The organism is Chloroflexota bacterium, from assembly GCA_013152435.1.
GTDB lineage: Bacteria > Chloroflexota > Anaerolineae > DUEN01 > DUEN01 > DUEN01.
In genome coordinates, this window is sequence record JAADGJ010000062.1 from 56512 (window position 1) to 82671 (window position 26160).

Consider the following 26160-nt stretch of genomic DNA (forward strand, 5'->3'; position numbering starts at 1 on the left):
GGGCGGCGTATCCAAAGTTGCCCCTAAACCTCCCCGCCGTATTTTCACCGAGGCGGTAACTCCATTTGCCGGCTTCGAGGGAGCGCAAAACAACAAAAGGCCGCGTCCACGAACCGTCGACGCGGCCCTCGCTTGTCTCGTACGGCGTTGGGTGATGGCTATCGTGTGAGCATCTGGCGTAGCACAGTGTGCAGGATGCCGCCATTGCGATAGTATTCGACCTCGACGGGGGTGTCCAGCCGGGCGATGACGGTGAACACCTTTTCCCCGCTCTCCCCTCTGGCCCGCACCGTGAGCTCCTGGCGGGGCTGCAGCCCGTCGTCGATCCCCTCGATGTCGTAGATCTCACGCCCGGTCAGGCCCAGAGATCGCCAGCTCTCTCCCTCCCGGAACTGAAGGGGGAGCACCCCCATGCCGACCAGATTGCTGCGGTGGATGCGCTCGAAGCTCTCCGCCAGCACGGCCTTGATTCCCAGCAGGTAGGTGCCCTTGGCCGCCCAGTCCCGGGAGCTGCCCGTGCCATACTCCTTGCCCGCCAGGACCAGTAGAGGTGTGCCCTCCTCCTGGTAGCGCATGGCCGCGTCGTAGATGCTCATCTGCTCGCCGGTGGGCAGGTGGATGGTCACCCCGCCCTCCGTGCCGGGCGCCAGCAGGTTCCGGAGCCGGATGTTGGCGAAGGTGCCGCGCATCATCACCTCGTGATTGCCCCGTCGAGAGCCGTAGGAGTTGAAGTCGCTCGGTTGCACGCCCCGCTCGATCAGGTATCGTCCGGCCGGGCTCTCCGGCGCGATGCTGCCCGCGGGCGAGATGTGATCCGTGGTGATGGAGTCGCCCAGCAGCGCCAGCACCCGGGCGCCCCGAATGCTCTGCAGCGATGGCACCTCCAGGGGCATGTCCACGAAGAATGGCGGCTCCTGGATATATGTGGACTCCGGATCCCATTCGTATAGCTCCCCTTCGGAGATGGCGATCTCGTTCCACATCTCGTTGCCGCCGAAGACGTTGGCGTACTGCTGTCGGAACATCTCCGGCCGGAGGGACCGCCGAATCGCCTGCTGGATCTCCTCCTGGGTGGGCCAGAGGTCCTTCAGGTAGACAGGCTGTCCGTTGGGATCGTAGCCCAAAGGCTCGTGGATCAGGTCGATGTCCACGCGACCGGCCAGGGCGTAGGCGATGACCAGCGGCGGCGAGGCCAGGTAGTTGGCCTTCACGTGGGGGCTGATGCGCCCCTCAAAGTTGCGGTTGCCGCTCAGCACGGCGGCCGCAACCAGATCGTGCTCGTGGATGGCCTGAGCCACGGCCTCCGGCAGGGGGCCGCTGTTGCCGATGCAGGTGGTACAGCCGAACCCGACGATGTGGAAGCGCAGCGCCTCCAGGTAGGGCAGCAGGCCGGATGCCCGCAGGTACTCGCTGACCACCTTGGAACCCGGCGCCAGGCTCGTCTTCACGTGCGGCTTCACGCGCAGCCCGCGCTCCACCGCCTTCTTCGCCAGCAGGCCGGCCCCGATCATGACGGAGGGGTTGCTGGTATTCGTGCAGCTCGTGATGGCGGCGATCACCGCCGAGCCGTCGTGGAGTTGCGCCGTCTCGTCGCCCAGGCGGATCTCCACGACGGGCTGAATGTCCTTCGACGCGTCGGATGGGGCCCGGCCGAACGTCTCCCGGAGGGCGGCGAGGAATGTGCGCTTCATCTCTCGCAGGGGCACGCGGTCCTGGGGACGCTTGGGGCCCGCCAGGCTGGGCTCGACCGTGCTCATGTCCAGCTCCAGCACGTCGGTGAACTCGGGATCGGGCATGTCGTCCGTTCGGAAGAGCCCCTGCTCCTTTGTATAACGCTCCACCAGATCGATCAGCTCCTCGTCTCGGCCTGTGCTGGCCAGGAAGTGCAGCGTCTCCTGGTCCACCGGGAAGAAGCCCATCGTCGCCCCATACTCCGGGGCCATGTTGGCGATGGTTGCCCGGTCGGGCAGGCTCAGCCGGCTCAGGCCGGGTCCGAAGAACTCCACGAACTTGCCCACCACGCCCTTCGCTCGCAGCATCTGGGTCACGGTCAGCACCAGGTCGGTCGCCGTCGCGCCCTCGGGCAATTGCCCGTACAGCTTGAAGCCCACGACTTCGGGGACGAGCATGTAGATGGGCTGCCCCAGCATCGCCGCTTCCGCCTCGATGCCGCCCACTCCCCAGCCGAGCACACCCAGGCCGTTGATCATGGTCGTGTGCGAGTCGGTGCCCACCAGGGTGTCGGGGAAGGCAATGGTCTCCCCGTCCTGCGAGCGGGTCTGCACGACCTTTGCCAGGTATTCCAGGTTGACCTGGTGGACGATGCCGGTGGCGGGGGGGACGACGCGAAAGTTGTCGAAGGCCTGCTGGCCCCAGCGCAGAAACTCGTAGCGCTCTCGGTTCCGCTCGAACTCCCTTTGGGCGTTGTAGGCCAGGGCATAGCGCGCGCCGAAATAGTCCACCTGGACCGAGTGGTCGATGACCAGGTCGACGGGGACCAGGGGGTTGATGCGCTGGGGATCGCCGCCCAGGCGGTGCATCGCGGAGCGCAACGCCGCCAGGTCCACCACCGCGGGCACGCCGGTGAAGTCTTGCAGAAGCACACGCGCGGGCTTGTAGGGGATCTCCCGATCGGATGCGTGGCCCGGGGCCCATTGCGCCAGAGCCTGCACGTCCTCCGCGGTGATCAACGAGCCATCGCATTGACGCAGGACGGATTCCAGGAGCACTTTGATGGAGAAGGGTAAGCGGGATACGGGCGCGAGGCCTGTCTCTTCCAGGCGGGAAAGTCGATAGATGGTTACCGGGCCCTCTCCCGTCTCGATCGTCGAGCGAGCGCCGAAGACATCCTGAGATTTCGTCATATCACACCATCCATGGAACGAGATCGCTTGGCAAAGGGTCGAAACTGATGACAGTATACGCAGAAACCTGCCGGGCGTCCAAAAGGTGAAGCGCCGTGGGAATATGGAGGAGACCACAGCAGCCCGGTGAGGGAGATGAACACAAGGGGCTCGCTTATCGTTGGAGAGATCGGCCTCTCCGGGGGTAGATCGATGGGGCTGTAGCACGCTCACGCTCAGCTCACGTCTCCACGTGGCGTCGCCTGGGGGGCGTGGGCGGGAAAGCGAGCGGGGCCGGTGTTCGCGAGAAGGGGGCCGAATGGTTCGGCCCCTATTCGCATCAACTGAACAGCATAAGCGAAGCCCCCGCCTGTCGCTTTTTCCCTCCACGGGCGGTCGCGCCTGAAAGGGGTGGTGCGGAGGAAACCCCTCTGCAGAAAAACGCTTTCTCTCGCCTTTTCCCCGCCTGGTTTGGAGCTTTGGCCGGTGGCCTCCGGCCCCACGGGGCAGGTGAGGGGCTGAAAATAGATTTCTTCGGAGGGGCGGTAGCCCCTCCGAGCCACCCCGGAGATGCGGGGCCGCGCTTCCGTATCGCTTAATCTGATACCAATGGGGGCCGAATAGTTCGGCCCCCATGGCGGGTGGTGGAAGTTGGGTGATCGAGCGGTTGTGAGTCGAGCCTTTGCGGGTTCGGCGTATTTATCCCTTCAACCCGGTCACGGTGATGCCCTCTACAAACGTGCGCTGGGCGAAGAAGAAGATCAGGATCACGGGCAGAATGGTGACCGTGCTGGCGGCCATCAGATAGGGCCAGACGAGCTTCTCTTGGAACTGGCTGCGGAATAGCTGTAGGCCGAGCGCTACGGGGTACAGTTCCTCGCGATTCAGGTAGATCAAGGGGCCCAGGTAGTCGTTCCAGGCGCCCATGAACTGAAAGAGCGCTACAACGGCCAGGGCCGGCTTGGAAAGCGGAAGGATGATGCGCAGGAAGATCCCAAGCTCACCTGCGCCGTCGACCCGGGCCGCGTCGGAGATCTCCTGCGGAATGGTCAGGAAGAACTGACGCAGCAGGAAGATGTAGTATGCGTTGCCGAAGAAGGTGGGGATCACCAGCGCTTTGTAGCTGTTGAGCCACCCGAAGTCCTTGAAAATAATGTACAGAGGGATCATGACGACCTGGAAGGGGACCATCATCGTGGCGATGCAGATGAAGAACAGGATGTCACGTCCCCACCAGCGCAGCCGTGCGAAGCCGTAAGCCGCCAGGGCGGAGGATGCGACGGCCCCGAACGCGGAGGGCAGCGCGTATTTGAGCGTGTTCAGGAAGAACAGGTCAAAGGGCTGCTTCGTTAGAGCCTCTGGGTAGTTTCGAAGTCGAACCGGATTTGGGATCCAAACCGGAGGGACGCGATAAACTTGTGGATCGTCTTTGAGCGATGTGGAAAGCATCCACAGGAAGGGCAATGCGAAGACCAAGCTCAAAAAGGAGACGGTCGTGTAGAGGATGATGGATCGAATCAACTTGCGGCGGCGCTTGCGTCGCTGAGCTGCTTCGCGCTCGTCAATCGAGGGTGCGTATAGAGTTCGCTTGACCGTGGTTTCGCTCATGCTGGCTCACCCTTGTGTCTATGGTTGCAGGATGTTTATTCCATGCTTCCGCCGTAATACACCCATCTAGCCGAGCTGCGGAAGACGATAATGGTAAAAACGACGACGAGAAGGAACAGCAGCCAGGCCAGTGCGGAAGCGTATCCCATCTTGAAGAATTGGAAAGCGTTGCGGTAGAGATAAATGCCATAAAACTCTGTGGCCAGATTGGGGCCGCCACCTGTGAGAAGCCATCCCAGGGTGAAGTATTGGAACATGCCGATCAAGCTGGTGATCAGCACGAACAGGATAGCCGGCGTGCACATAGGGATGGTGACATTCCAGAATCGTTGCCAGGCGTTAGCGCCATCCACAAGGGCGGCATCATAAAGGGATCTGGGCACATCCTGCAACGCGGCCAGGAAGATCACGATGGCGCTTCCCTGTGCCCATGCATGAATGATGATGAGCGAAGGTTTGGCCATCGCCGGCGAGGAAAGCCAGGGGATGGCCGTCTGTCCCAGGCTGGCCAGGATGGAGTTGATCAATCCATAACGGGGGTTATAGATCCACAGCCAGACCATGGCGGTGGCGACGGCGGGCACGATGGCGGGCAGGAAGAAGATCGTGCGAAAGAAGGATCGCCCCCTCATCTCGTTGTTTAGGAGGCTGGCCAGCCCGAAAGCGACGACCACGCCGATCGGAACTCCCAGAAGGACGAAGTACAGGGTATTTCCCAATACAATGCGAAATTTCTCATCCTCTAAGAGCAATTCCAGATAATTACGCAGGCCGACCCATTTCGGTGGATTCAGCACGTCATACTGGGTGAAACTGTAGTAGAAGGATGCCAGGATAGGGTAAACCGTCCACGCGAGGAAACCAATCAGCCAGGGGGAGATGAAGGCGATCCCCTTCGTGAAGTTGCGGATCTCAGTGCGGTGTATTCGCCGCAATGGGCCTACGATGGACATTGTGTGCACCTCTGTTCGAAATGTGGAGAGCTGGCCAACCCGGGGAGGGCTGGCCAGCTCTAAGTCGGGGTCAGCTGCCGCCGAAGCGCTTGGCGTATTCCTTCGTGAGGGCTTCTTGCATATCAGCCGCGGCTTCCTGTGGGGTCTTGCTGTGATGGGTCACGGCTGATACGGCATCCCACCACTGGTTGCCGGTGAACCCTTCGATGGGATCGACGGGCATGCCGTGCATCTCGTCTGCCTCGGTGGCGGAGCGGATGTAGAAGTCGAGACCCGGATATCGCGAGGTGTCCACTCGCGCCAGGTAGGACTTTCGGGCGCCGATCCAACCCGTCCCATCGTAGATGATATCCATGGCTTTGTCGGTGAGCAGGAATTCGATGAACTTGAACGCCTCGTCGGGGTGCTTGGCCCCCTTGGGGATCTGAGAGTTGTGGCCGCCGGTGGATTGCACTTTCTTCCCCTTGCGGTCGGCAGGCACCAACATCCAGGCATAGCCGAAGGTCTTGTCGGGTGCGGCATGGGCCAGCTCGCCGGGCTGCCAATACCCATTGATGATCATGGCCTCCACACCGGCCGGGAAGCTGGATGTTGGGCTCTCGGTCCATGTACCATAGCTGTTGCGATAGCCATCGATCTTCTCGGCGCCCACCAGATCATAGAACTTCTGAATCGTGGCGAGGACCTCAATGAACCAATCCTCGTTCACGTGGTAGGTCCCGGTGTCCTCGTCGAAGGCCTTCTTGTTGTAGGCCGCGCCCCAGTAGAACGGATCTCCACCGCCCCATGAGCCACCCATGGCGTCCATCGGGTCAAAGCCCAGGATAGCCACGTTCCCGGCCTGATCCAGCTCGGTGAGGATCTTGTGCCACTCGTAGGCTTCGTCAAAGGTCTGCGGCGGCGACTCGGGGTCTAGCCCTTTCGCCTTCACCAGATCGACGTTGAAGGAGAGCGCGTACCGCAGGAAGCTCTCGACGGAGGGGATCCCGTAGATGACACCCTGCCAGCTCGCGTAGTCCCAGGAGGAGTCAAAGATATCCTCCCGATCGATGGACGAGGCGTTCAGGTAGTCCTCCAGCGGCTGCATGGCCCCGCGGGAGTAGAACTCGGAGTAGGCGATGTTGCCCGTCTCTACGTCTGGTGGCGTGCCGCCCGCGATGGCCGTGAGCAGCTTGTCGCTCACACTGGCGACCTGGGTGCGCTTGACCTGGAAGCCCGTGTTCTGCTCGTTAAACGCGTCGGCGACCTTCTGCAGGGTTTCCAGGGCTACTTGGCCGCCCCAGCCATGCCACCAATCTATGACGATGGCCTCGGCCGGAGCCGCAGCGGGTGCCTTTTCTTCAGCGGGTTTCGGCGCTTCAGACGGGGCTGCTGGAGCGCACGCGGCCAGGATCAACGTTCCTACTGTGCCCCCGGCTACTTTGAGGAAACTCCGTCGGCTGATCCTTTCATTCGCCATGTTTTACCTCCTGCTGGCGGAAGGAAATGTGTTGAAGAGGAAAGCAATAGAGGATGGTATGCAGAGGATAGGGACTCCCTGTTTCACCTCCTTTCCCCCCGGGAGCTTGAAGAGTGCCTTCTGAGTTGGTAACTATAGGCTGTATGCCGACGGTTATGCGAGGATTCACATATCTTATACCACCCGGTCGGGCAGTTGTCAACCCTTTTCCCCAGGGCCTTTTCAAAGTCCAGCGTTCATGTCGGCATCCATGACACCTGCAGGGACGAGGATTGGCCTGCTTCTCGAGATTGGCCTTTCGAGTGGCGAAAGGCGCTGCCTCCCGCCACCCGCACCAAGACACGAAGCCGTATAGGCAAAGCCGGCCCCGTGAGACACGGCAAGAAGCTGTGTCTGCATATGCCTTCTCGGATTTCTCCCCAGCACACGACGTGGCCAGACGTACCCCACCCCCCACCGAAGAGCCCCCTTCTCCCGAGCTCGAGAGAAGGGATGTTGGGGGATGAGGGCCGTTTTCCCTATGCCTTTGTTTGACAGTGACGCTCACTCGATGGTATGCTCTCACGGTTTGAGTGAGAGCATGAGACACATGTCGATCGGATAAGCGGGGTGTAGGATCGCGTATGCGGGTGTATCTGGAGACGTTGGGGTGCCGGCTGAATTACAGCGAGATGGAGCGCTTGGCCCGGGATCTCATGGCGCGCGGCCACCACGTGGTCGCCTCTCCAGAGGAGGCGGATGTCTGCGTGCTGAATACCTGCGCGGTGACGGTGACCGCCGAGGCCAAGTCTCGCTCCCTGGCCCGTGCCATGGCGCGGGCCAACCCGCGCGCCCGGCTGGCCATTACCGGCTGTTATGCCACCCTCTCCCCGGATGCCGTGGAGCGTCTGCCCCAGGTGCGCCTGGTGGTGGATAACCAGGGGAAGGATCGGCTGGCCGAGCTCCTGGAGGCCTGGGCGCGGGAGTTCCCCGAGTTGCCGGCGGAGGAGCTGACCCGGCCGGATCGCTCGCCTTTCGCCAGCACCCGCACGCGCGCTTTCGTCAAGGTCCAGGACGGTTGCCACAATCGCTGTACATTCTGCATCGTCACCATCGCTCGTGGCGAGGAGCGCAGCCGCCCTGTGGATCTGGTGGTGGATGAGATCAATCGGCTGGTGGCGGAGGGATATCAGGAGGCTGTGCTCACCGGCGTCCACCTCGGCTCCTATGGCCGGGATCTGGGTGGCGATCTGGCCACGCTGGTGCGGGCGATCTTGCAACGGACCCGTCTGCCACGGCTGCGCCTTTCCTCTCTGGAGCCGTGGGACCTGACGCCGGAGTTCTTCGACCTGTGGGCCGAGAGTGATGGCCGCCTGTGTCCGCATTTGCATCTGCCTTTGCAGTCCGGGTGTGATGCCACGCTGCGCCGCATGGCCCGCCGGTACACGGCGGAGGCTTATGCCCGCCTGGTGGAGGCCGCGCGGGATCGCATCCCTGACCTCATGATCACCACGGATATCATCGTCGGGTTCCCGGGCGAGACGGACGCGGAGTTTCAACAGAGCTACCGCTTTGTCGAATCGATGGGGTTTGCCCATCTGCACGTGTTCCCATACTCCCCGCGGCCGGGGACGGCGGCGGCCCGGATGCCAGACCAGGTGCCCGACGCGGTGAAGCGGGAGCGGAGCGCGATCATGCGGGAGTTGGACGTTCGGGCCGGCCGGGCGGCCCGTCGATCGCAGTTGGGCCGGGTCCGCCCGGTCCTGTGGGAGGGAGAAGGGCGGAGGGCGGCCGAGCCCGGATATCGCGTGTGGACCGGGCTGACGGATCATTACCTGCGCGTCCTGACGTTGGTGCCCTCCGATGTGAACCTGCATAACCGGATCACCCCGGTGCGGCTGGCTCGATTGGATGGGGATGCTCTTTGGGGAGAGGTGCTCGCATGAAGGACGATTGCATCTTCTGCCGCATCGTGCGTCGTGAGGCGTACGGCGACATCGTCTATCAGGACGAGGAAGTGACCGCCTTCCGGGATATCAACCCCCAGGCTCCGGTCCACATTCTGATCGTGCCCAATCGTCATATCCCTGCCGTCTCTGCCCTACAGCCGGAGGACGCCGCCCTGATCGGCCGGCTGTTCCTGATCGCTCGTGATCTGGCCGAGCAGGAGGGGATCGCCCGGGGAGGGTATCGGCTGGTGTTGAACAATGGGCCGGAGGCCGGGCAATCCGTGTATCACATCCATCTCCATCTGCTGGGCGGCCGTCGCATGCGTTGGCCTCCCGGATAATGATTTGACGCGGGGGGTGTCGGCGGGTATAATCCCCCCGGTCTGACAATTGCAGATCGCGATCGTATGGTTCCTTGTGCAAAGTGACTAGGGGGCCCCTCCTCTTATGTCAGACGGCTAGCCCGACTGCAGGACATCGGAGGTATGTGGGCGCCCTTTTCTGTACTTCGCGTATCGGCGGTATCCTTGGGGCGGCGGCGTTCACGCCGCGAAGCCCGGAGAGATTGGGGAGATAAAAAGATGAAGCTCATCGATCGCCTGAACGAGGATCTGAAGGAGGCCCTGCGTACCAAGGACGAGCCTCGTAAGCTGGCCATTCGCGCTGTGAAGACGGCGATCCGCAACGCGGAGGTGGAGAAGATGGCCTCGTTGGACGAGGGTGAGGTGCTGGCCATCATCGCGAAAGAGGCGAAGATGCGGCGGGAGGCCATCGAGGAGTTCAAGCGCGGGGAGCGGCCGGATCTGGTGGCCAAAGAGGAGGCCGAGCTGGCCGTGTTGGAGGCCTACCTCCCACGGCAGCTGACGGAGGAGGAGATCGAGGCTCGGGCGCGAGAGGTCATCGATGAGCTGAAGGCCGCGGGTCAGGCGAACATGGGGAATGTCATGCGTCGCCTGATGAGCGAGCTCAGAGGTCGGGCGGATGGCCGTCTGGTCAATCAGATCGTGCGCCGCCTGTTGGAGCAGGGATGAGCCATCCGGCGTGCGGATAGTGGCGATCCCTGGGCGGCGCGGTCGCCCGACCATCGGAGTGACGCGTGGTACAGACAGAGTCCACGGCTCAACAATCGGATAAAGCGTCCGTTCGCCTGCGTGATACCGTCTGGTGGCGGCGGATTCAGGCGATCTTTTGGGGGGTGGTCTTCACCGCCGGTGCCTCGCTGACCCTCGCCTTTCCGATCCCGCTGAATGGACAGGTCGCGCTCTCCGTCGGGGATGTGAGTCCCACGGATATCCGATCGCCTCGCCAGATCACGTACGAGAGCGAGGTGCTGACGGAGCAGGCGCGCGAGCGCGCCGCTGCGGCCGTGCCTGATGTGTACGATCCCCCCGAGGCGCGCGTGCGGCGCGAGCAACTCGCCCGCGCGCGGGAGGTCCTGGACTTCATCGACAGCGTGCGCCATGATGAGTACGCCAGCACGGAGCAGCGGGTCGCATGGATCAACGCGATCCCGGACATCTCCCTGTCACGTTCTACCATTGAGCTGCTGTTGGCGTTGGATGAGGACTCTTGGCGTCGCGTCGCCAACGAGGTTCAGACGGTCCTGGACCGGATCATGCGGGAGGAGATCCGCGAGAACCAGTTGGAGCTGTATCAGCGGCGGGTGCCCGGCCTGGTCAGCCTGGACCTCACCGATGAGGAGGCCGCGGTCACCATCGAGCTGGTGCAGACCCTGATGCGCCCGAACAGCTTCTTCAACGCCGAACGCACGCAGGCCGAGCGGGAGGCCGCGCGCAATCGGGTGCCTCCCCAGACCCGCACTCTGGAGGCCGGGGAGATCATCCTGCGGGCCGGGGACGTCGTGGGCCCCGAGCACATCGAGGCGTTGGAGGCGCTGGGCCTGCGTCAATCCCATACCTCGCGCCGGGATCTCCTGCAGGCCGTCCTCTTCGTCTTGCTCATCGCCTCCGTGTTGGGCGTCTACCTGTATCGGCTGGCCCCGTCCTTCTGGACGGAGCGGCGGTGGCCTCCCTTGCTGGCCACCTTGATGCTCAGCTTCATCGTCCTGGCCCGCGTGATGATCGCCAAGGACTCCCTGCTCTCCTATTTCTTCCCCATGGCCGCCATGGCCATGTTGCTGAGCGCCCTGTTGGATCTGCGGGTCTCCATCCTGGCGACGATCAGCCTGGCGCTCATCGTCGCCTATTTGACCTCCGGCTCTCCGGATTTGGTCACCTATTTGCTGACGGGCAGCCTTGTGGGGGCGTTCATCCTGGGCCGTGGAGAGCGGCTTAGCACCTTCGTGTGGGCCGGCGTCTCCGTCGCCCTCACGAACCTCGCCGTGTTGTTGGTCTTCCGGCTGCCGACGGAGCCGCTGGACGCGACCACCCTGACGTCGTTGGTCGGCACGTCCATGGCCAACGGCGGGCTCTCCGCCAGCATCACGCTCATCAGCCTGTTCCTCCTCGGCTCCGTCTTTGGCATCGTCACCTCTTTGCAGCTCATGGAGCTCTCCCGCCCGACCCATCCCCTGTTGCGGCAGCTATTGCTCAAGGCGCCCGGCACATATCATCACACGATCCTGGTCAGCAATCTGGGCGAGCGGGCCGCAGAGGCGGTGGGGGCGGATCCTCTGCTCACCCGGGTGGGCGCCTACTATCATGACATCGGCAAGACGCTGCGCCCCTACTTCTTCGTCGAGAACCTGGCGGATGGCGCCAACCCGCACGATCGTCTGGATCCATACACCAGTGCCCAGATCATCATCAGCCACGTCAAGGACGGGCTGGAGATCGCGCGCAAGTATCATCTGCCGCCGCGAATTCAGGATTTCATCCCGGAGCATCATGGCACCACGTTGGTGAGCTACTTCTATCACCGGGCGCAGGAGCGGGCGGGCGAGGGCGAGACGGTGGACGAGGCGGCCTTCCGGTATCCCGGCCCGCGGCCGCGCAGCAAGGAGACGGCCATTGTCATGTTGGCGGACTCGTGTGAGTCCGCCGTACGGGCCACCCGGCCCGACTCGCGCGAGGAGCTGGATCAGATCGTGGCCAGGCTCATCCGCAAGCGCCTGCTTGACGGCGAGCTGGACGAGTGCGATCTGACGTTGCGGGACCTGGATCGCATCCGGCAGGCCTTCGTGCGCACGTTGCAGGGCCTTCACCACCCGCGCATCCAGTACCCCGAGCCGACGCAGCCCGCCGAGCAGCCCGCGGAGCCGGCCGTCGAAGGCGTCGCTCAGGGGGAGGAGGTCGCCTCGGCGACGGAGCGGCGGGCATCACCGATCCCCCCCGATGGAAACAGGAGTCCGGGCAATGGCGTGGGATGAGCCTACGGAGACGTCGGAGAACGTGGAAGTCCAAAGCGACTTCCAGATAGATGTCGCCGTTGACGAGGAGGATCTGAAACGTGCTGCCCAGGCGGCGCTGACGGCCGAGGGGTACCCGGACGGCGAGATCACCATCGTGCTCACCGATGATGCTCGCGTGCGGTGGCTCAATCGGACGTATGCGGGCGTGGACGCTCCCACCGACGTGCTGGCCTTTGGCGCGCAAGAGGGGGATCCCTCCTTCGTCGTCCCACCGGAGGCCGGCCATTACCTGGGCGATATCGTGATCTCGGTGCCGTTTGCGGCGCGTCAGGCTGCCGAGCAGGGGAACTCGCTGGCAGCCGAGCTTCGTCTCCTGGTCGTCCACGGGACGCTGCATCTTCTGGGATACGACCATTTGACGGAGGAGGAACGGAGGGAGATGTGGCGGCGCCAGGAGTCCATACTCAACGCGTTACCTCCGATATCATGAGCGATTTGAACCGTTGGCAGAGCTTCCGCTGCGCGCTGTCCGGCGTGGTCCACGTGCTGCGCACGCAGCGGAACGCTCAAATCGAGATCATCATCGCGGCGATGGTGATCGCTGCCGGGCTGTGGCTGCGGGTGTCTCGGCTGGAGTGGATCCTGTTGGTAGTCGCCATTGGCATCGTCCTCTCGGCGGAGATGATGAACACCGCCGTGGAACACGCGGTGGATGTCGCCATCCGTGATCCGGATCCGCTGGCTCGGGTCGCGAAAGATGCCGCCGCCGCGAGCGTCCTCGTCGCCATCGCCATCTCCGTCGTGATCGGTCTCCTCATCTTTGGCCCTCGTTTGCTATCTGTGGTGCCGTTCTGAACCCTGAATTGGGAGATCGCACCGCGCGTGGCCGTCATGCAAGAGCCTATATCCCTGGAGGACCCATGACGATCCCGATCATCCTGGATACCGACATCGGATCAGATGTGGACGACGCGCTGGCTCTGGCGCTCTTGTTGAGCCACCCCGACGTCGAGCTGGTGGGCGTGTCCACCGTCTATGGAGACGTCGCCTGCCGGGCACGCATCGCCCAGAAGTTGCTGCGGCTGGCTGGCCGTCCGGATGTCCCCGTCTTTCCCGGCGCGGGACAGCCTCTCTCCCTGGATCGCTCCGTCTGGTGGGGTGGCCACGAGGGCGAAGGGATCCTGGAGGGGGACGAGTGGCATGAGCCGGTTCGCGGGACCCACGCGGTGGATTGGCTGGTGGATACGATCATGGCCCGGCCGGGGGAGATCACGCTGGTCATCATCGGCCCGATGACGAATATCGCCCTGGCGTTGCGTCGCGAGCCACGGCTGGCTCGGGCGGTGAAGGCCGTGGTCAGCATGGGGGGCGTCGCTCGCGTCGCGAGCAACGCGTTGGACCTGCCCGTGGCCGAGCACAACATCCGCTGTGATCCTGTGGCCGCCCGCATCGTGTTCGAGGCGGGATGGGTGGTGACCATGATCGGGCTGGATGTGACCATGCAGGCCATGATCACGCGGGAGGACATGCGGCGGGTGACGGCGGCGGGAACACCGTTCCACGCCGCGTTGGGGCGGCTGGTCGATCGCTGGCTCCGATTCGTCGGCCGCGATCGGACGGCCCTGCACGATCCGCTGGCGGCCGCGACCGCTATGGGGATGCCATTCGTCACCTGCCAGGACCTGCGCGTGGATGTGGAGACGGAAGGGCGGATCACGGACGGCGCGACGGTTGTGCGACGCGCGTCGGCACAAGCGCCCGCTAACGCCCGGGTCGCGCTGGCTGTGGAGGCGGACGCCTTCGTGCGCTATTACGTGGAGCAGGTCAGCGGCTTTCGTCCGGATGCGTGATCTTGGGCTCCTCGCCCGAGGGAGAGGGACGGGTGATCTCCCAGAGCGCCACCAGGGCCGCGATGAGCCCCAGCACCTGGAAGCCTCGATAGCCGCCTTCCCAGATCCACGGCTCCGCCCGGAACGGCTCAAAAGCCAGCCGGGTTAACCCATAGCCCAGCACCAGCGCCCAGGCCATCCAGCCTGGGCGTGCCCGTTCTCGTCGCCACCACAGTATGGCCAGGACCCCTAGCAACGCCAGCGCCTCGTAGAGCTGTACCGGATGTCGGCGCGCATCCCATAGGGGGATGGCCCACGGCACGTCGGAAGGGGTCCCGAAGGCTTCCCCGCTGAGGAAGTTACTCAGGCTGAGAAGTACCAGGGCTAATGCTGCGCCGGGAGCGATCCCGTCCAGCACCTCCACCCGGATCAATTGAGCTCGGGCGAGGTACGCAAGGGCGGCCACCAGCCCCACGACCAGAGCCGAATAGAAGGAGATGGTCCCCGGCGTCAGCGATAGGATCGCTCCCAGGTCCTCTCGATAGGCGGACCAGTGCTGGATGACATAGGCCAGCCGTCCGCCGATCAGGCCGGCTGCCAGCCCCAGGAACCCTGCGCTCCAGAGGGTCTCCCCATCGAAGCCGCGCCGGGTGACCTCCCGGCTGGCCAGCCATAGGCCGGCGTAGAAGGTGATCAACAGCATCAGCGGCTGGGTGGGGAGCGCCACCCGGCCGACCTGGATGACAGGTAACATGCGGTCTCCTTATCTCCCCAACAGGGCGTCGACCTTGCTCCGGAGCAACGCCTCGCTCATGGGGCCCCCGATGACCATATCCCGGATCACTCCCCGCGCGTCGATGAAGTAGGTCGTGGGGTACGCTCGCACCCGGTACAGGCGCCCTACCTCGCCGCGGGTGTCCAGCACGATGGGGAACGTCAGGTTGTACTCTTCCAGGAAGCGCTGCACCTGGGGGCGAGCTTCCATCTGATTGACCCCCAGAACGACCACGCCGTCCTCGCGGTGATCGCGATAGATCTTCTCCAGCGCGGGCATCTCCTCCTTGCAAGGGGGACACCAGGTGGCCCAGAAGTTCAGGATCACGGCCTTCCCTTGCAGGTCACGGAGGGACATGGGCTGTCCGTCCATCCCCTCCAGCGTGAAATCCGGGGCCAGGAATCCCACTCTGGCCCCGCGGCCGAGAGGGGTCTCGGCCGATTGTACCCGATTCGTCTGGATCCACAGCAGCCCGATCAGGGCCACCAGGGCGAGGAGAATCCATCTCGCCTGGGAGCGAATCGAGGCGCTTGTCTCCGTCGTTTGCATGGTAAAACTCCTCCGAGCGTGTCTGGGAGATCCCGTTGTTCCTGCCACGGGGAGCTCCTCCGGAAGAAGCCTTTCTTTCACCTTTGACCTGCCCCTCCTCGGCCTGGATCCCTGCAGAAAGGGCTGAGAAGGGCCAGTGCAGGCCGGAAAGGTGGGATTTCCGTGGAGGGAAGAACCCCTTCCCACCTCCCTGTGGGGCTGGCAGCTGGGAGAGCCCTTCAGACACGCTCTCAGAAAGGGTTACGTAGTCATACCGTCCGGCCACGAGACCGCTTGGGCCAGGGGATGAGGTATGATATAATGGATTTGGCCGATGGGTGTCTGGGCGTTAGGCCAAGGTAGCCGGCCTCGATCTGGCCAATTCATCGCAGGGAGATGCCCGTGCCCTTTTCTGGAATGACCTTGCCGCTGTTGCTCTCGCGGCTTGTGATTTTGGTGATCGCGTTGAGTTTTCATGAGTTAGCACACGCCTGGGTGGCGGTCCGGCTGGGCGATCCCACCCCGCGACGGGATGGTCGTCTCACGCTCAATCCACTGGCCCATCTGGATGTATTGGGCTCCTTGATGTTCGTCGTCGCGGGGTTCGGCTGGGCCAAACCGGTGCGTTGGAGCCCCTGGAATATCCGTATCGATCAGCGGTGGGGGAGGCTTCTGGTGGCGGCTGCCGGCCCACTGTCCAACCTGCTCTTGGCGTTTCTGGCCGCCTGGGCGATACGGATCTCTGGTGCATCGTTATGGGGGCTCCAGGGGGGGATCTGGGCTATTCTACCCAGCCCGGGGCTCTTTTTTCAGGAATTTATCTTCCTGAACGTCGTCCTGTGTTTCTTTAACCTGTTGCCGATCGCCCCGCTGGATGGTTTTGAGGTCGCAACGGGGCTGTTGCCGCCCAATCTGGCTTACTACTTCCGAAGGTTGGCCCCTTATGGCCCTTTCATCCTGTTGGTTTTGATCATCCTGCCGATCAATCTGCTGGGGCTGATCCTGGGGCCGCCGGTGACGGCGACCGTGCGGTTGTTGTTGGGATAGGCGTCGGGCGGTGGATTTTCAGAAGCGCTCTCGCGCCTTCGCGTGGTGCATCAAGGCGGGAGAGGATTTTCTTGGGGAGAGAAACGTGCGGGGCGTCCTGAAGCGCCCGCTGATCGAGAGGGGATATGGCTAAGGCAAAGATCACGATTGTAGGCCTGGGGCTCGTGGGGAGCTCTTTGGGCATGGCGTTGTGCAGCGGGAATCGTGAGTTTGAAGTGGTCGGGCACGATCGGGAACCCAAGGTCGCGGCCGCGGCCAAAAAGGCCGGAGCGGTGGATCGTACGGATTGGAACCTGCTTCGGGCTTGCGAGGAGGCGGACCTGGTGATCCTGGCTCTGCCGATGACGGCGATCCGCGATACGCTGGAGGCGATCGCGGATACGTTGAAGCCCGGCTGCGTGGTCACGGATACGGCCAGCATCAAGGTTCCCGTGCTTCAATGGGCCGAGGAGCTCCTTCCCCAAAATGTGCATTTCATCGGCGGAGATCCGATCGTGGGGGCTCCGGAGGAGGCCACGGGCGTTGAGGCCGCCTCGGCGGAGCTGTTGCATGAGGCGATCTATTGTCTGTGCCCCACATCTACGGCGGCTCCCGAGGCCGTGCAAGTCGCCGCCGACCTGGTCAGCCGGGTGGGTGCGCAGCCGCTGTTCCTGGACGCCGTCGAACATGACGGCCTCACCGCCGGTGTAGACCATCTGCCGTCCATCGTGGCGGCCGCGTTGTTGGAGATCACGGCATTGACCTCCCCATGGCGGGAGATGCGCAAGCTGGCGGGGGGGCAGTATCGGTCCGTGACGCATCTGACCTCCGACGATCCATCCGCCTACCGGGCGATGATGCTGGCCAATCGGGAGAACATCATCCATTGGATCGATGCGTTGATCGACAACCTGCAACAGTGGCGTCAGCGGATGGCGGATGATGAGGGGGAGACGTTGGAGGCGACGTTCCAGCAGGTGCTGGAGGCGCGCGATAAGTGGCTGCGGCAGAAGGCATCCGGTCGGTGGGAGGACCGGGAACCTGTGGATGTCGGCGGTATGGGGAGCTATTGGCGTGGCCTGTTCGGCTTCGGTGGACGCTCCCGTAAGCAAGAGGGATAGGCTTTCAAGCCCCCTCGTGATGGAGGGGTCGGATCGTGCAGAGCACGACGTCAACGACGCGATCGGATGAGGGCGCTCAGCGGCAGACGGTGCGGAGCCTGTCTGTGTGCATGCCCGCTTATAACGAGGAGGCGAATCTCCCCGGCATGATCGCGGATGTGGTGAGGATCATGCGGGAGCGCTGCGATGATCTGGAGGTCGTCGTCACCAACGATGGCAGCACGGATCGGACCGGCGAGGTGTTGGAGGAACTCGCTCGCCAGTATCCGGAGTTGAAGCCGGTCCATCACGAGGTGAACCAGGGATACGGGGCGGCTGCCTATACGGCCATCAGTCACGCCACCAAGGAGATCATCCTTTTCACCGATTCCGATCGCCAGTTCGTGTTGGAAGAGATCGATCGCTTGTTGCCCCATTTGAACGAGGCGGACATGGTTGTGGGCTATCGTGCCCCCCGACGCGATCCGTTCCTGCGTGTGTTGTTTGGCCACGGGTGGAGCGCCCTAGTCACGCTGTTGTTCGGCTATACGGCGCGCGACATCGACTGCGCCTTCAAGCTGTTCCGGCGTGACGTGTTCGCGGCGGTCGGGCCGAGCATCCGATCTCGTGGGGCGACTTTCAGCGCGGAGTGGCTGGTGCGCACGAAGCGGGCGGGGTATCGCATCGTCGAGGTGCCCGTCAGCCATCTCCCCAGGCAAGCCGGGTCGCCAACCGGCGCGCGGTGGGATGTCATCTCCCGGGCATTTCGTGAACTCTGGCAATTCCGAATGCAACTCTGGCGGGAAGGTTAAATCCCTGCGCATCCTGTTCATCGCACCTACTGGCTTCTTCGCGGACTACGGGTGCCACGTGCGTATTCGCGGCCATGCGGAGGCCCTCCAGCGGCGTGGCCACCGGGTCCGAATCGTCACATATCCGGCGGGGCGAGATGTGCCTGACCTGCGGATCACACGCCCGCCTATCCTCAGTCGTCATCGGCAGATGCCGGTGGGCTCCTCCTGGCGCAAGATCCTCCTGGATGCCATCCTGTTCCCGGTCGTCTTGAGCGCGGCCTGGCGGTTTCGCCCCCACGTGGTCCATGCTTTTCTGCACGAAGGGGCGCTTCTGGGGCTGTTCCCCGCCCGCCTGGCTCGGGTCCCCCTGGTCTTCGACTTTCAGGGCAGCCTCACCAGCGAGATGCTCGATCACGGCTTTCTCTCCAGGCGCTCGCTCCTGGTCGGCGCATGGCGCCGCCTGGAGCGCTGGATCGATCATCGGCCCGACCTGATCCTGGCCAGCTCCCGACATGCGGTGGATCTCCTGTCCGCCCAGTTCGGGGTGGCGCGCCGCCGCGTGCGCGCCGTGCCGGACAGCGTGGACCCCCGCCAGTTCCACCCGGCCACGGTCGAGGATGTCTCCCGGTTGGAAGCCCTGCGCGCTCGCTGGCATCTCCCCGCCGATCGGCCATTGGTGGTCTATCTGGGTCTGCTGGCTCCCTATCAGGGCATCGATCTGCTGTTGGAGGCCGCGCGCATCCTGCTCCAGATGGGGGATTCGTCTCCTGATGCTCGCGCGCATTTCCTGATCATGGGATTCCCTCACGTGGATCGTTATCGCCGGCAGGCCCGGGCGTTGGGGATTGAAGAGCACGTCACGTTCACGGGGCAGATTCCGTTCGAGGACGCCCCGGCCTGTCTGCGGCTGGGCACCCTCGCGGTGGCCACCAAGCTCTCCGAGACGGAGGGGAGTGGGAAGATCCTGACGTATATGGCGACGGGGTTGCCGGTGGTCGCCTTTGACACCCCGGTGCATCGGGAGTATCTGGGTGAGTGGGGGATTTATGCCCGTCCGGGGGATCCCGCCGAGCTTGCCGAGGGGATCCGGTCCCTGCTGGCTTCCCCGGCGCGAGCGCGCCGCCTTGGGACGATGCTGCGCGAGCGCGCCGTGCGCTCGTTCAGTTGGGATGTGGCCGCGCGGCAAATACTGGATGCCTACACGGAGGTTTGCGGCGCCCCTGGGGACGTGCTATAATGCTTCCCGTAAGTCAAGGCCGGCGGATCGCATGATCCGCCTTTCTGCATGTTCGGGCGATGAGCGGGTCATCCCCCGCCCTGTGGGATCGCAGACCGCCGGCGTGGGTGCAGGCGTGGCTCGGACCTGCATCATGAAGGGTGCCATTCACGAAGGTCGCTCATGCAAGGGCTAAGCGAACGGCCGGTCGCCACCGAGACGATGTTCCCACGGCAGGCCCATCGACTGTATATCCGATGGTGGCAGTGGAGCCTGGCCGCTCTCCGGTCTCGTGGCGTCCTCGCGATCGTGCTGGGATATCTGGTGTTGGCCGTCAGCTATGGGGTGATCATCCCCCTGTGGGAGGCTGACAACGAGTGGGCGCATTACCGGTACGCCCGTTACATCGTCACTCACCACGCGCTGCCCGATCCCACGGAGCGTAAGCCTTCCGAGCGTCCCCCCCTGTTCGCCCGACGGAAGTGGCCAGCTCGGGAGTGGCATCAGTTCAGCCAGCCGCCGCTTTACTACCTCCTGGCCGCGGCGGTGATATCGCCGGTGGACATCAGCGATAACCTGTGGCCGGTGCCCAATCCGTACGTCCACAGTAGCACCGGCGTGGGCGGGGTGAACTTCGCCGTCCATGGCCCGGAGGAGTCGTTCCCCTATCGGGGCACGGTGCTGGCCGTCCATCTGATCCGCCTGCTATCCGCTGTGTTGGGGCTGGTCGCCCTGGCCGGCGTCTACCGGCTGGCGCAAACCATCGCTCCGGGGCGGCCGGAGCTGGCCTGGGGCACGTTGGCGCTTACCGCCTTTTCCCCTCAGTTCCTGTTTGCGGCCAGCACGGTGAACAATGATGTCCTGGTCACCGCGGCCGGCGCGTGGACCCTGGTGTACGGCCTTCGCGTTGTTCAGTCTCCACGACGTTTGAGGAACTGGGGCGGGGCAGCGCTATGGCTCAGCCTGGCGATCCTGGCCAAATATAACGGGCTCGTGCTGGCGCCGTTCGTCGCGCTCTGTTTCCTCATCGGCTTCGTCCGATTGGCCCGGGAGCGGGAGGTGCGGTATCTGGCGCGGGCGTTATTGGGGTCGGGGATCGTCGTCTTCCTCCTCACGGGTGGATGGCTGATCAGCAACCGCGTGCGCTACGGCCGCTTCATCACGCGCTATCCCAATCTTGTGGATCGGTTCGTGAGCGATCTGAGCAGCCTGGGTGGAACCGATCTAAGTTGGTTGACGCGAGAGCGTCTGTGGCAGGCTGCGGTGTACTCCTTTGAGACGTACTGGGCTTCCTTTGGCTGGGGCAACCTGGGGCTGCCCAAGCTCGTCTACCAGGTGCTGGCCGTCTTCTGCCTCATGGCGGTCGCGGGGATCGCCTTGCGGTTGAGCCGATCTCTGTTCGCCCGCAGAATCGAGCGGACGGTGTGGATCAGCCTGCTGCTCTTGGGGCTCGTGATGGTGGCCTGGCTTGTGGGCGCATACAAGGCGTTGCGCACCGGAGAGGGACGCCTGCACGGCCGCTATCTGTTGCCCGTGTTGCCGGCGATCAGCTTCCTTCTCGTGTGGGGGATCGGCGCATGGTCTTCGGGACGTCGCCTGCGCTTCACCATGGCTGTCCTGGGCGGAGCGTTTCTCCTCTTCGCCGGGTGGACGGCGGCGGGCCCTTTGCGAGCCGCCTATGCGCCGCCGGCGTTCTCTACACAGGTCACCTTAGCTCCTGACGAGCGGCCTTTGGGGGCGCGCTTTGGGGAGAACGCGGAGCTGATCGCCTACACGATCTGGCCGGAGACCGTGTCCCCCGGGGAGGCTGTGGGCGTTCGGCTGCTCTGGCGTGTGTTGAAGCCGTTGGACCGCAACTATACGGTTGGAGTCCACGTCGTGGACGCGAGGGGTGTGAAGGTAGGGGAGACCAACATTTATCCGGGGCGCGGGAACTACGCCACGACGTTGTGGCGCCCGGGGGATGTCTTCCGGGAGACCTACTGGGTGGTCGTGCGGGAGCCCATCACGCGGCCGATCATGGGACACATTAAGGTGGCGTTGTTCATGGACGATGACACCCGGGAGCATCTTCCGGTCACGGATGCGCACGGCAATCCGCTGGGTGGGGGCGTCTTTTTCGGCCGCATCAAGCTGGCGCCTTCCGAGCCGCCGACAGAGCCGTTGCCGGAGACCGGGCTGGCGCGGCTGGATGATATCGCCTGGCTCAGCGAGGGGGACTGGCAGGCTGAGATCATGCCCGTGACGGCGGGCGAGACCTTTACCGTGACGTTGACGTGGCGCGCGCTGAGCAGGCCTGCGACGGACTACCAGGTGTTCGTGCATCTGGAGGGTCCCGATGGGCCTGTGGCGTTTGGGGACGGCCCGCCTGCCGGAGGAACGTATCCCACCGGCCTCTGGGATCGCGGTGAGCGCATCGTCGACGAGCATGTAGTGCGGGTGCCACCCGATCTTCCCGCCGGCACGTATGCGCTGGCGGTCGGCCTGTACGACGCGGAGGGGCGCCGCCCGGCGACCTATGGCCCGGACGGCGAGCGGCTGCCTGCGGATCGGGTCGTCCTCGATCGCATTCGGGTGATCCGGCGGGATCAGAAAGCGTTCATCCCGCTCGTCACCCACCAGGAAGAGGTCAAGGGGCGCAAGAAGCGGTGATGACCCGCACCTTGCTGTGAAGTCACAGAGAGCGCTGGGGGAAAACGAAGAGGGGGGATCGTCGAGCGTAGGAACGGGCAATATGCCGGTGCGGAGCAGGACGAGTGCTCAGGCGGATGGCTCGTGGCACCCGGCTCTCCGTATCATTCGAGAAACTTTCCAATGCGAGAGGAGCGCTTATGAGCAAGATCCTGGTTACAGGGGGGGCTGGATTCATCGGTTCTCACGTTGTGGATGCCTTCCTCGATGCCGGGCACGAGGTGGCGGTGATCGACAACCTGGTCACGGGCAAGCGGGAGAACGTGAATCCCAAGGCGAAGTTCTACGAGGTGGACATCCGGGACCAGGAGGCGGTGGAGGAGGTCTTCGCCGCCGAGCGGCCGGATGCCGTCTGTCACCAGGCCGCGCTGGCGAACGTGCGCGAGTCGTTGGAGAAGCCCATTGAGTATGGCGAGGTGAACATCCTGGGCTCTCTGGCGCTGCTGGAGGCGGCCCGCAGGCACGAATGTCGTCGCTTCATCTACGCGTCGACGGGGGGAGCCTGCTACGGTGAACCGGAGTTCCTGCCGGTCACGGAGGATCACCCGATCAATCCGCTGGATCCCTACGGTGCCAGCAAGCATGTGGTGGAGCATTATCTGTACCTGTATCGACATAATTATGGGTTGTCCTACGTGGTCTTGCGGTATCCCAACGTGTATGGCCCGCGCCAGGATCCCCTGGGCGAGGCGGGGGTTGTGGCGATCTTTACCGGCTTGATGCTGCAGGGTAAGCAGCCGACGATCAACGGCACCGGCGAACAGCAGCGCGATTTCGTCTACGTGGGTGACATCGCCCGGGCAAATGTGATCGCTTTGGAGCAGGGTGAGGGGATTTACAACATCGGCTCCGGCGTCCCGACCGATGTCAACACCATCTTCGCGGAGCTGAAGGAGATCATCGGGTATCCGGGGGAGGCGCGTTATGGCCCGCCGAAGCTGGGCGAGGTGTTCCGTATCTACCTGGATGCCAGCAAGGCGCGCGAGGAGTTGGGATGGGAGCCGACGGTTCCTCTGAGGGAAGGCCTCACCCGAACGGTGGAGTTCTTCCGCCATCGTGAGGGATAAGAGGCGAGGGTGGCGAGTGTTCGGCGGCTCGTTCGCGGGCCGCCGAATTCATTTGTGCGAGGGGAATCCTCATGCGGATCGCTCTCAACGGCTGGTTTTGGGGCCAGATGGGCACGGGCAGCGGGCAGGTGCTGCACGGGTTGGTGCGTTGGCTGCCGCGCGTCTCCCCAGGCGATGAGCGATGGTTGATCCTGCCCCGACACGCATCTTCCACAGAGGATGTGCCCGGCTGGCGGCTCGTGCGCGTGGCCACCCCGTTCGATCGCGTGCAGATCGACCTGGCCAAGGTCTGGTTCGAGCAGATCGCGTTTCCATGGGCGTGTCGGCGGCTGGGAGTGGAGATAGCCCACGTGCCTTATTGGGGATCGCCGTGGTGGCGGCCGTGTCGCGTCGTCGTCACCGTGCACGATCTGATCCCGCTGTTCGGGGCGGCCCGTTGCAGCGATTGTACACAGCGCTGGTCTCCCGGACCGCTCGCCGCTCTCATCTGATCCTGACGGATTCCGAGGCGGCGCGTCGGGATATCGTACAGCATCTGGGTGTGTCACCGGAGCGGGTCCGCACCGTGTATTTAGCTGCGGACGAGCGATATGCCCGCTCTTTGACCGGGGAGGACCTGCAGCGGGTGCGGGAGCGGTATCGGCTACCGCATCGGTTCATCCTCTATTTCGGCGGCTTCGATGTGCGCAAGAATGTGCCGCGTTTGCTGGAGGCGTACGCCCGGCTGGTGCGTCAGGGGCGGCATCGCGACACGCCGCTGGTGATCGCGGGGCGGCTGCCGAGCCAGGATACCCCGTTCACGCCGGATCCTCGTCGCCTGGCGCGTGAGCTGGGGATCGAGGCGTGGGTGCATTTCCCCGGCTGGATCGCGGAGGAGGACAAGCCGGCATTGTACGCGCTGGCCGAGGTGTTCGTATTCGTGCCCACCTATGAGGGGTTTGGGCTCCCCGCGCTGGAGGCGATGTCGGTGGGCTTCCCGCCCGAGGTCTGATATCGGAGGCCTTATCAGGCTACCCTCTAGACGTCATAGGCTCTCTTGTCTTCTCTCCCTGACCTACCCCTCTTGACCCCGATGGACGATCCAGGTCGGAGCTCAGGCGGAGGATCTGTCCATCACCTGTTTGCGAGCAAAAGCGGTTCGTGAGATCTATTTGTCCGTGCGCCCGGGAGCGGCGTTCCTCTCTTTGATGAGCCTCCATCGCTTGTAGATTCGGGTTGGTCGAGCAAGAAAGCTTGTTCTATTCCCGTGGTCAACAAAATGTGTTATGATATAGGTGGAGGGAGAGGTCCTCCTTGAGGGCCCTGGGTATTTGGGAAGGGTGCGTTTTCCCCATCTGTCAGGAGGCGGATCATGAGCGTGGGTACGTCTCAATCCAAATCCCAGCATCGCAGCCTTTCCATAGCCTCTGGGATATTCCTGATCGTACTGGGCTTTTCGACCTTGTTCGCCTCTGTCCTGCCCATGTCTCCGCGTTTGTTGATCAGCGCCGGCCTGCTGTCGGGCGGTGTCGTGCTGGTCGCCCCTCGGCGTGTCCGTCGGTTGGCGCTCTTTGGTGCTTCGTCTATCTTTCTGAGCATTGGGGTATTGATTGTTGTCTCTCCCATCGTTCTAGGCATACGCCTCGGCCAGATTGAGATGTCTAAGGACTTGGCCTATGCGATCCTTTTGTGGTTTGTATGTTTGTTGGCCGCCACCGGGTTGCTGGCCTCCGGGCTTTGGATCCTGGCCTACATGAGCGGTGATCTTTTGTTACGAGCCCACCCAATAGGTGATCTTGGCCGTATGGAGGTTATACGCCAGCTCTTTACGCTCGCGTTGGGGCTCCAGGGGCCGTTCATGATCGTTGAAAAGGGGGAGATCCGTGGAGATGCGAGAATGGGGGTGCTACGGCGCTTGGGTGGGCCGGGGCTCTTGATCGTGCGTCCCTGTCAAGCCGTTGTGTTGGAGTGGGGGGGGAAGATCACCGGGATTCGGGAGCCTGGGGTCATTCGCTTGAAGCCATTTGAGCGTGTGCGACACGTGATCCTCTTGGAACCCAAGTTTATCCAGGTGGAGTTTCACGACGTGCTCACCAAGGACGGTGTGACGCTGTCCAGCGTTACTGGTGCCGTTGGTTATCGGTTTCCACCTGTTGACAAATCCGCCTTCGGATCTGGGGAGGGGATTATCCGGGATGATTTATATCCGACGCGTCGGTCAGATCTGGAACGTATGTTACAGATAGTCCCGGACCCGGCGAAGTGGGATGAGGCTATTGCGGAGGTGGTGGAGCGAGCGGCGCGTCGTGCTATCAGCCGTTGCACATTGGAGGATCTGTTTCCTCTTGAAGAATCTGGTGAGGAGTCTGATGGGAAGATTGACGCAGGGATTGATTCGGCTGCGCTGGAAATGGTCTCCGAAATCGTCTTTGAGGAAGTTCGCCAGCGAACGAGACACTGGGGGGTGCAAATTACGGCGATGGAAATTACAGCAATGACTTTACCGGAGGAGATACCGGATTGGGTTTTGAGTTCGTGGGTTGCGGACCGAAACAAGGTGATCAGCGTAGTTCAGGGGGAGGTAGATGCCAAGCGAGCGTATGCCTTTGAGTCGGTGCGGTTAGCCGCACGACGTAGGGCAGTCGAGGACTTCATCGCGGCACTCGCTTTGGCACGTGAGACATTGGATTCTCAGGAAGTGGATCGAGTTGCGCGTTTGATGGCGTGGCTAATGGCTCATGTCGCGGAGGATAAATCGACTGGAATGCGCTTGGTTGGAGCTCTGGAGCAACTGATGGAGAACCCCAATGCTCATATCATCATTGGATCGCCCGATATGGGAGGCGCGCCAGCCGGACAACCACCGGCAGTCAGCGATGGTAGCGAGGAGTGACGTCTATGGTGCGCGTGATGGCGTCTTGCTTCTTTGGGGGACGGTAATTTAGGCCGAATGCCTCCGCGATCGCCCGGATAGCTGCCTCGAAACCACGGCGATATAAGCGCATCTCCGGAGAGTCGATCTCGCTTGCGATATCCAGATTCGCTGAATCTACC

The 26160-nt window shown here is 63.3% G+C and carries 22 protein-coding genes; 16 read left to right on the forward strand and 6 right to left on the reverse strand.

Annotation, left to right across the window (positions count from 1 at the left end):
* Positions 1 to 158: 158 nt before the first annotated feature.
* The 4 genes from acnA to GXP39_09055 all read right to left on the reverse strand — a co-directional run bounded on the left by acnA (position 159) and on the right by GXP39_09055 (position 6863).
* Positions 159 to 2864, reverse strand: coding sequence for an aconitate hydratase AcnA (gene acnA / locus GXP39_09040; GenBank protein ID NOZ28180.1), 2706 nt, complete (start codon positions 2862 to 2864; stop codon positions 159 to 161).
* Between the two features lie 678 nt (positions 2865 to 3542).
* Positions 3543 to 4451, reverse strand: a complete 909-nt coding sequence (locus GXP39_09045) for a carbohydrate ABC transporter permease (GenBank protein ID NOZ28181.1) — start codon at positions 4449 to 4451, stop codon at positions 3543 to 3545.
* 35 nt (positions 4452 to 4486) lie between these two features.
* A complete protein-coding gene (locus tag GXP39_09050; GenBank protein NOZ28182.1) occupies positions 4487 to 5404 on the reverse strand; it encodes a sugar ABC transporter permease in 918 nt (305 codons plus the stop codon).
* A gap of 70 nt (positions 5405 to 5474) precedes the next feature.
* Complete coding sequence (locus tag GXP39_09055) at positions 5475 to 6863, reverse strand: extracellular solute-binding protein (GenBank protein NOZ28183.1); 1389 nt, start codon at positions 6861 to 6863, stop codon at positions 5475 to 5477.
* Positions 6864 to 7486: 623 nt separating this feature from the next.
* On the opposite strand from GXP39_09055, the gene mtaB reads away from it, so the two are divergent.
* From mtaB to GXP39_09090, 7 genes are all read left to right on the forward strand, one after another.
* The gene (mtaB, locus tag GXP39_09060) at positions 7487 to 8788 is read left to right on the forward strand and encodes a tRNA (N(6)-L-threonylcarbamoyladenosine(37)-C(2))-methylthiotransferase MtaB (protein NOZ28184.1); all 1302 of its coding nucleotides are present in this window, start codon (positions 7487 to 7489) and stop codon (positions 8786 to 8788) included.
* Entirely contained in the window at positions 8785 to 9132 is a 348-nt protein-coding gene (locus tag GXP39_09065) for a histidine triad nucleotide-binding protein (protein NOZ28185.1), read from the forward strand. The genes mtaB and GXP39_09065 overlap by 4 nt, the downstream gene beginning before the upstream one ends.
* Positions 9133 to 9372: 240 nt before the next feature.
* A complete protein-coding gene (locus GXP39_09070; protein NOZ28186.1) occupies positions 9373 to 9822 on the forward strand; it encodes a GatB/YqeY domain-containing protein in 450 nt (149 codons plus the stop codon).
* Positions 9823 to 9887: 65 nt separating this feature from the next.
* A complete protein-coding gene (locus GXP39_09075) occupies positions 9888 to 12119 on the forward strand; it encodes an HDIG domain-containing protein (GenBank protein NOZ28187.1) in 2232 nt (743 codons plus the stop codon).
* Complete coding sequence (gene ybeY, locus GXP39_09080; GenBank protein ID NOZ28188.1) at positions 12106 to 12591, forward strand: rRNA maturation RNase YbeY; 486 nt, start codon at positions 12106 to 12108, stop codon at positions 12589 to 12591. The genes GXP39_09075 and ybeY overlap by 14 nt, the downstream gene beginning before the upstream one ends.
* Entirely contained in the window at positions 12588 to 12956 is a 369-nt protein-coding gene (locus GXP39_09085) for a diacylglycerol kinase family protein (protein NOZ28189.1), read from the forward strand. The genes ybeY and GXP39_09085 overlap by 4 nt, the downstream gene beginning before the upstream one ends.
* Before the next feature lie 65 nt (positions 12957 to 13021).
* Positions 13022 to 13951: a nucleoside hydrolase gene (locus GXP39_09090; GenBank protein ID NOZ28190.1), complete on the forward strand. Its 930-nt coding sequence runs from the start codon at positions 13022 to 13024 to the stop codon at positions 13949 to 13951.
* Here the strand turns inward: GXP39_09090 and GXP39_09095 are convergent.
* Together GXP39_09095 and GXP39_09100 are read right to left on the reverse strand one after the other, a co-directional pair.
* A complete protein-coding gene (locus GXP39_09095) occupies positions 13926 to 14684 on the reverse strand; it encodes a prolipoprotein diacylglyceryl transferase (protein NOZ28191.1) in 759 nt (252 codons plus the stop codon). The genes GXP39_09090 and GXP39_09095 overlap by 26 nt on opposite strands.
* 9 nt (positions 14685 to 14693) lie before the next feature.
* Positions 14694 to 15254 carry a TlpA family protein disulfide reductase gene (locus GXP39_09100; GenBank protein NOZ28192.1) on the reverse strand — a complete coding sequence of 187 codons (561 nt, stop codon included), beginning with the start codon at positions 15252 to 15254 and terminating at the stop codon, positions 14694 to 14696.
* A gap of 396 nt (positions 15255 to 15650) precedes the next feature.
* On the opposite strand from GXP39_09100, the gene GXP39_09105 reads away from it, so the two are divergent.
* From GXP39_09105 to GXP39_09145, 9 genes are all read left to right on the forward strand, one after another.
* On the forward strand, positions 15651 to 16280 hold the full coding sequence (locus tag GXP39_09105; protein ID NOZ28193.1) for a site-2 protease family protein: 630 nt from the start codon (positions 15651 to 15653) through the stop codon (positions 16278 to 16280).
* A 125-nt stretch (positions 16281 to 16405) separates the two neighbouring features.
* Positions 16406 to 17380 (forward strand): prephenate dehydrogenase/arogenate dehydrogenase family protein, encoded by a 975-nt coding sequence (locus GXP39_09110; GenBank protein ID NOZ28194.1) that lies wholly within the window; start codon positions 16406 to 16408, stop codon positions 17378 to 17380.
* Between the two features lie 89 nt (positions 17381 to 17469).
* A complete protein-coding gene (locus tag GXP39_09115) occupies positions 17470 to 18171 on the forward strand; it encodes a glycosyltransferase family 2 protein (GenBank protein ID NOZ28195.1) in 702 nt (233 codons plus the stop codon).
* Positions 18128 to 19390, forward strand: a complete 1263-nt coding sequence (locus GXP39_09120) for a glycosyltransferase family 4 protein (GenBank protein NOZ28196.1) — start codon at positions 18128 to 18130, stop codon at positions 19388 to 19390. Before GXP39_09115 ends, GXP39_09120 begins: the two co-directional genes overlap by 44 nt.
* Before the next feature lie 162 nt (positions 19391 to 19552).
* Positions 19553 to 22021 (forward strand): hypothetical protein, encoded by a 2469-nt coding sequence (locus GXP39_09125; GenBank protein NOZ28197.1) that lies wholly within the window; start codon positions 19553 to 19555, stop codon positions 22019 to 22021.
* 179 nt (positions 22022 to 22200) lie between these two features.
* Entirely contained in the window at positions 22201 to 23127 is a 927-nt protein-coding gene (locus tag GXP39_09130) for an SDR family oxidoreductase (protein NOZ28198.1), read from the forward strand.
* A 71-nt stretch (positions 23128 to 23198) separates the two neighbouring features.
* The gene (locus GXP39_09135; protein NOZ28199.1) at positions 23199 to 23618 is read left to right on the forward strand and encodes a glycosyltransferase family 4 protein; all 420 of its coding nucleotides are present in this window, start codon (positions 23199 to 23201) and stop codon (positions 23616 to 23618) included.
* On the forward strand, positions 23564 to 24118 hold the full coding sequence (locus GXP39_09140; GenBank protein NOZ28200.1) for a glycosyltransferase family 4 protein: 555 nt from the start codon (positions 23564 to 23566) through the stop codon (positions 24116 to 24118). The genes GXP39_09135 and GXP39_09140 overlap by 55 nt, the downstream gene beginning before the upstream one ends.
* Positions 24119 to 24478: 360 nt before the next feature.
* Complete coding sequence (locus GXP39_09145; protein ID NOZ28201.1) at positions 24479 to 25999, forward strand: hypothetical protein; 1521 nt, start codon at positions 24479 to 24481, stop codon at positions 25997 to 25999.
* The last annotated feature ends 161 nt before the right edge of the window (positions 26000 to 26160 follow it).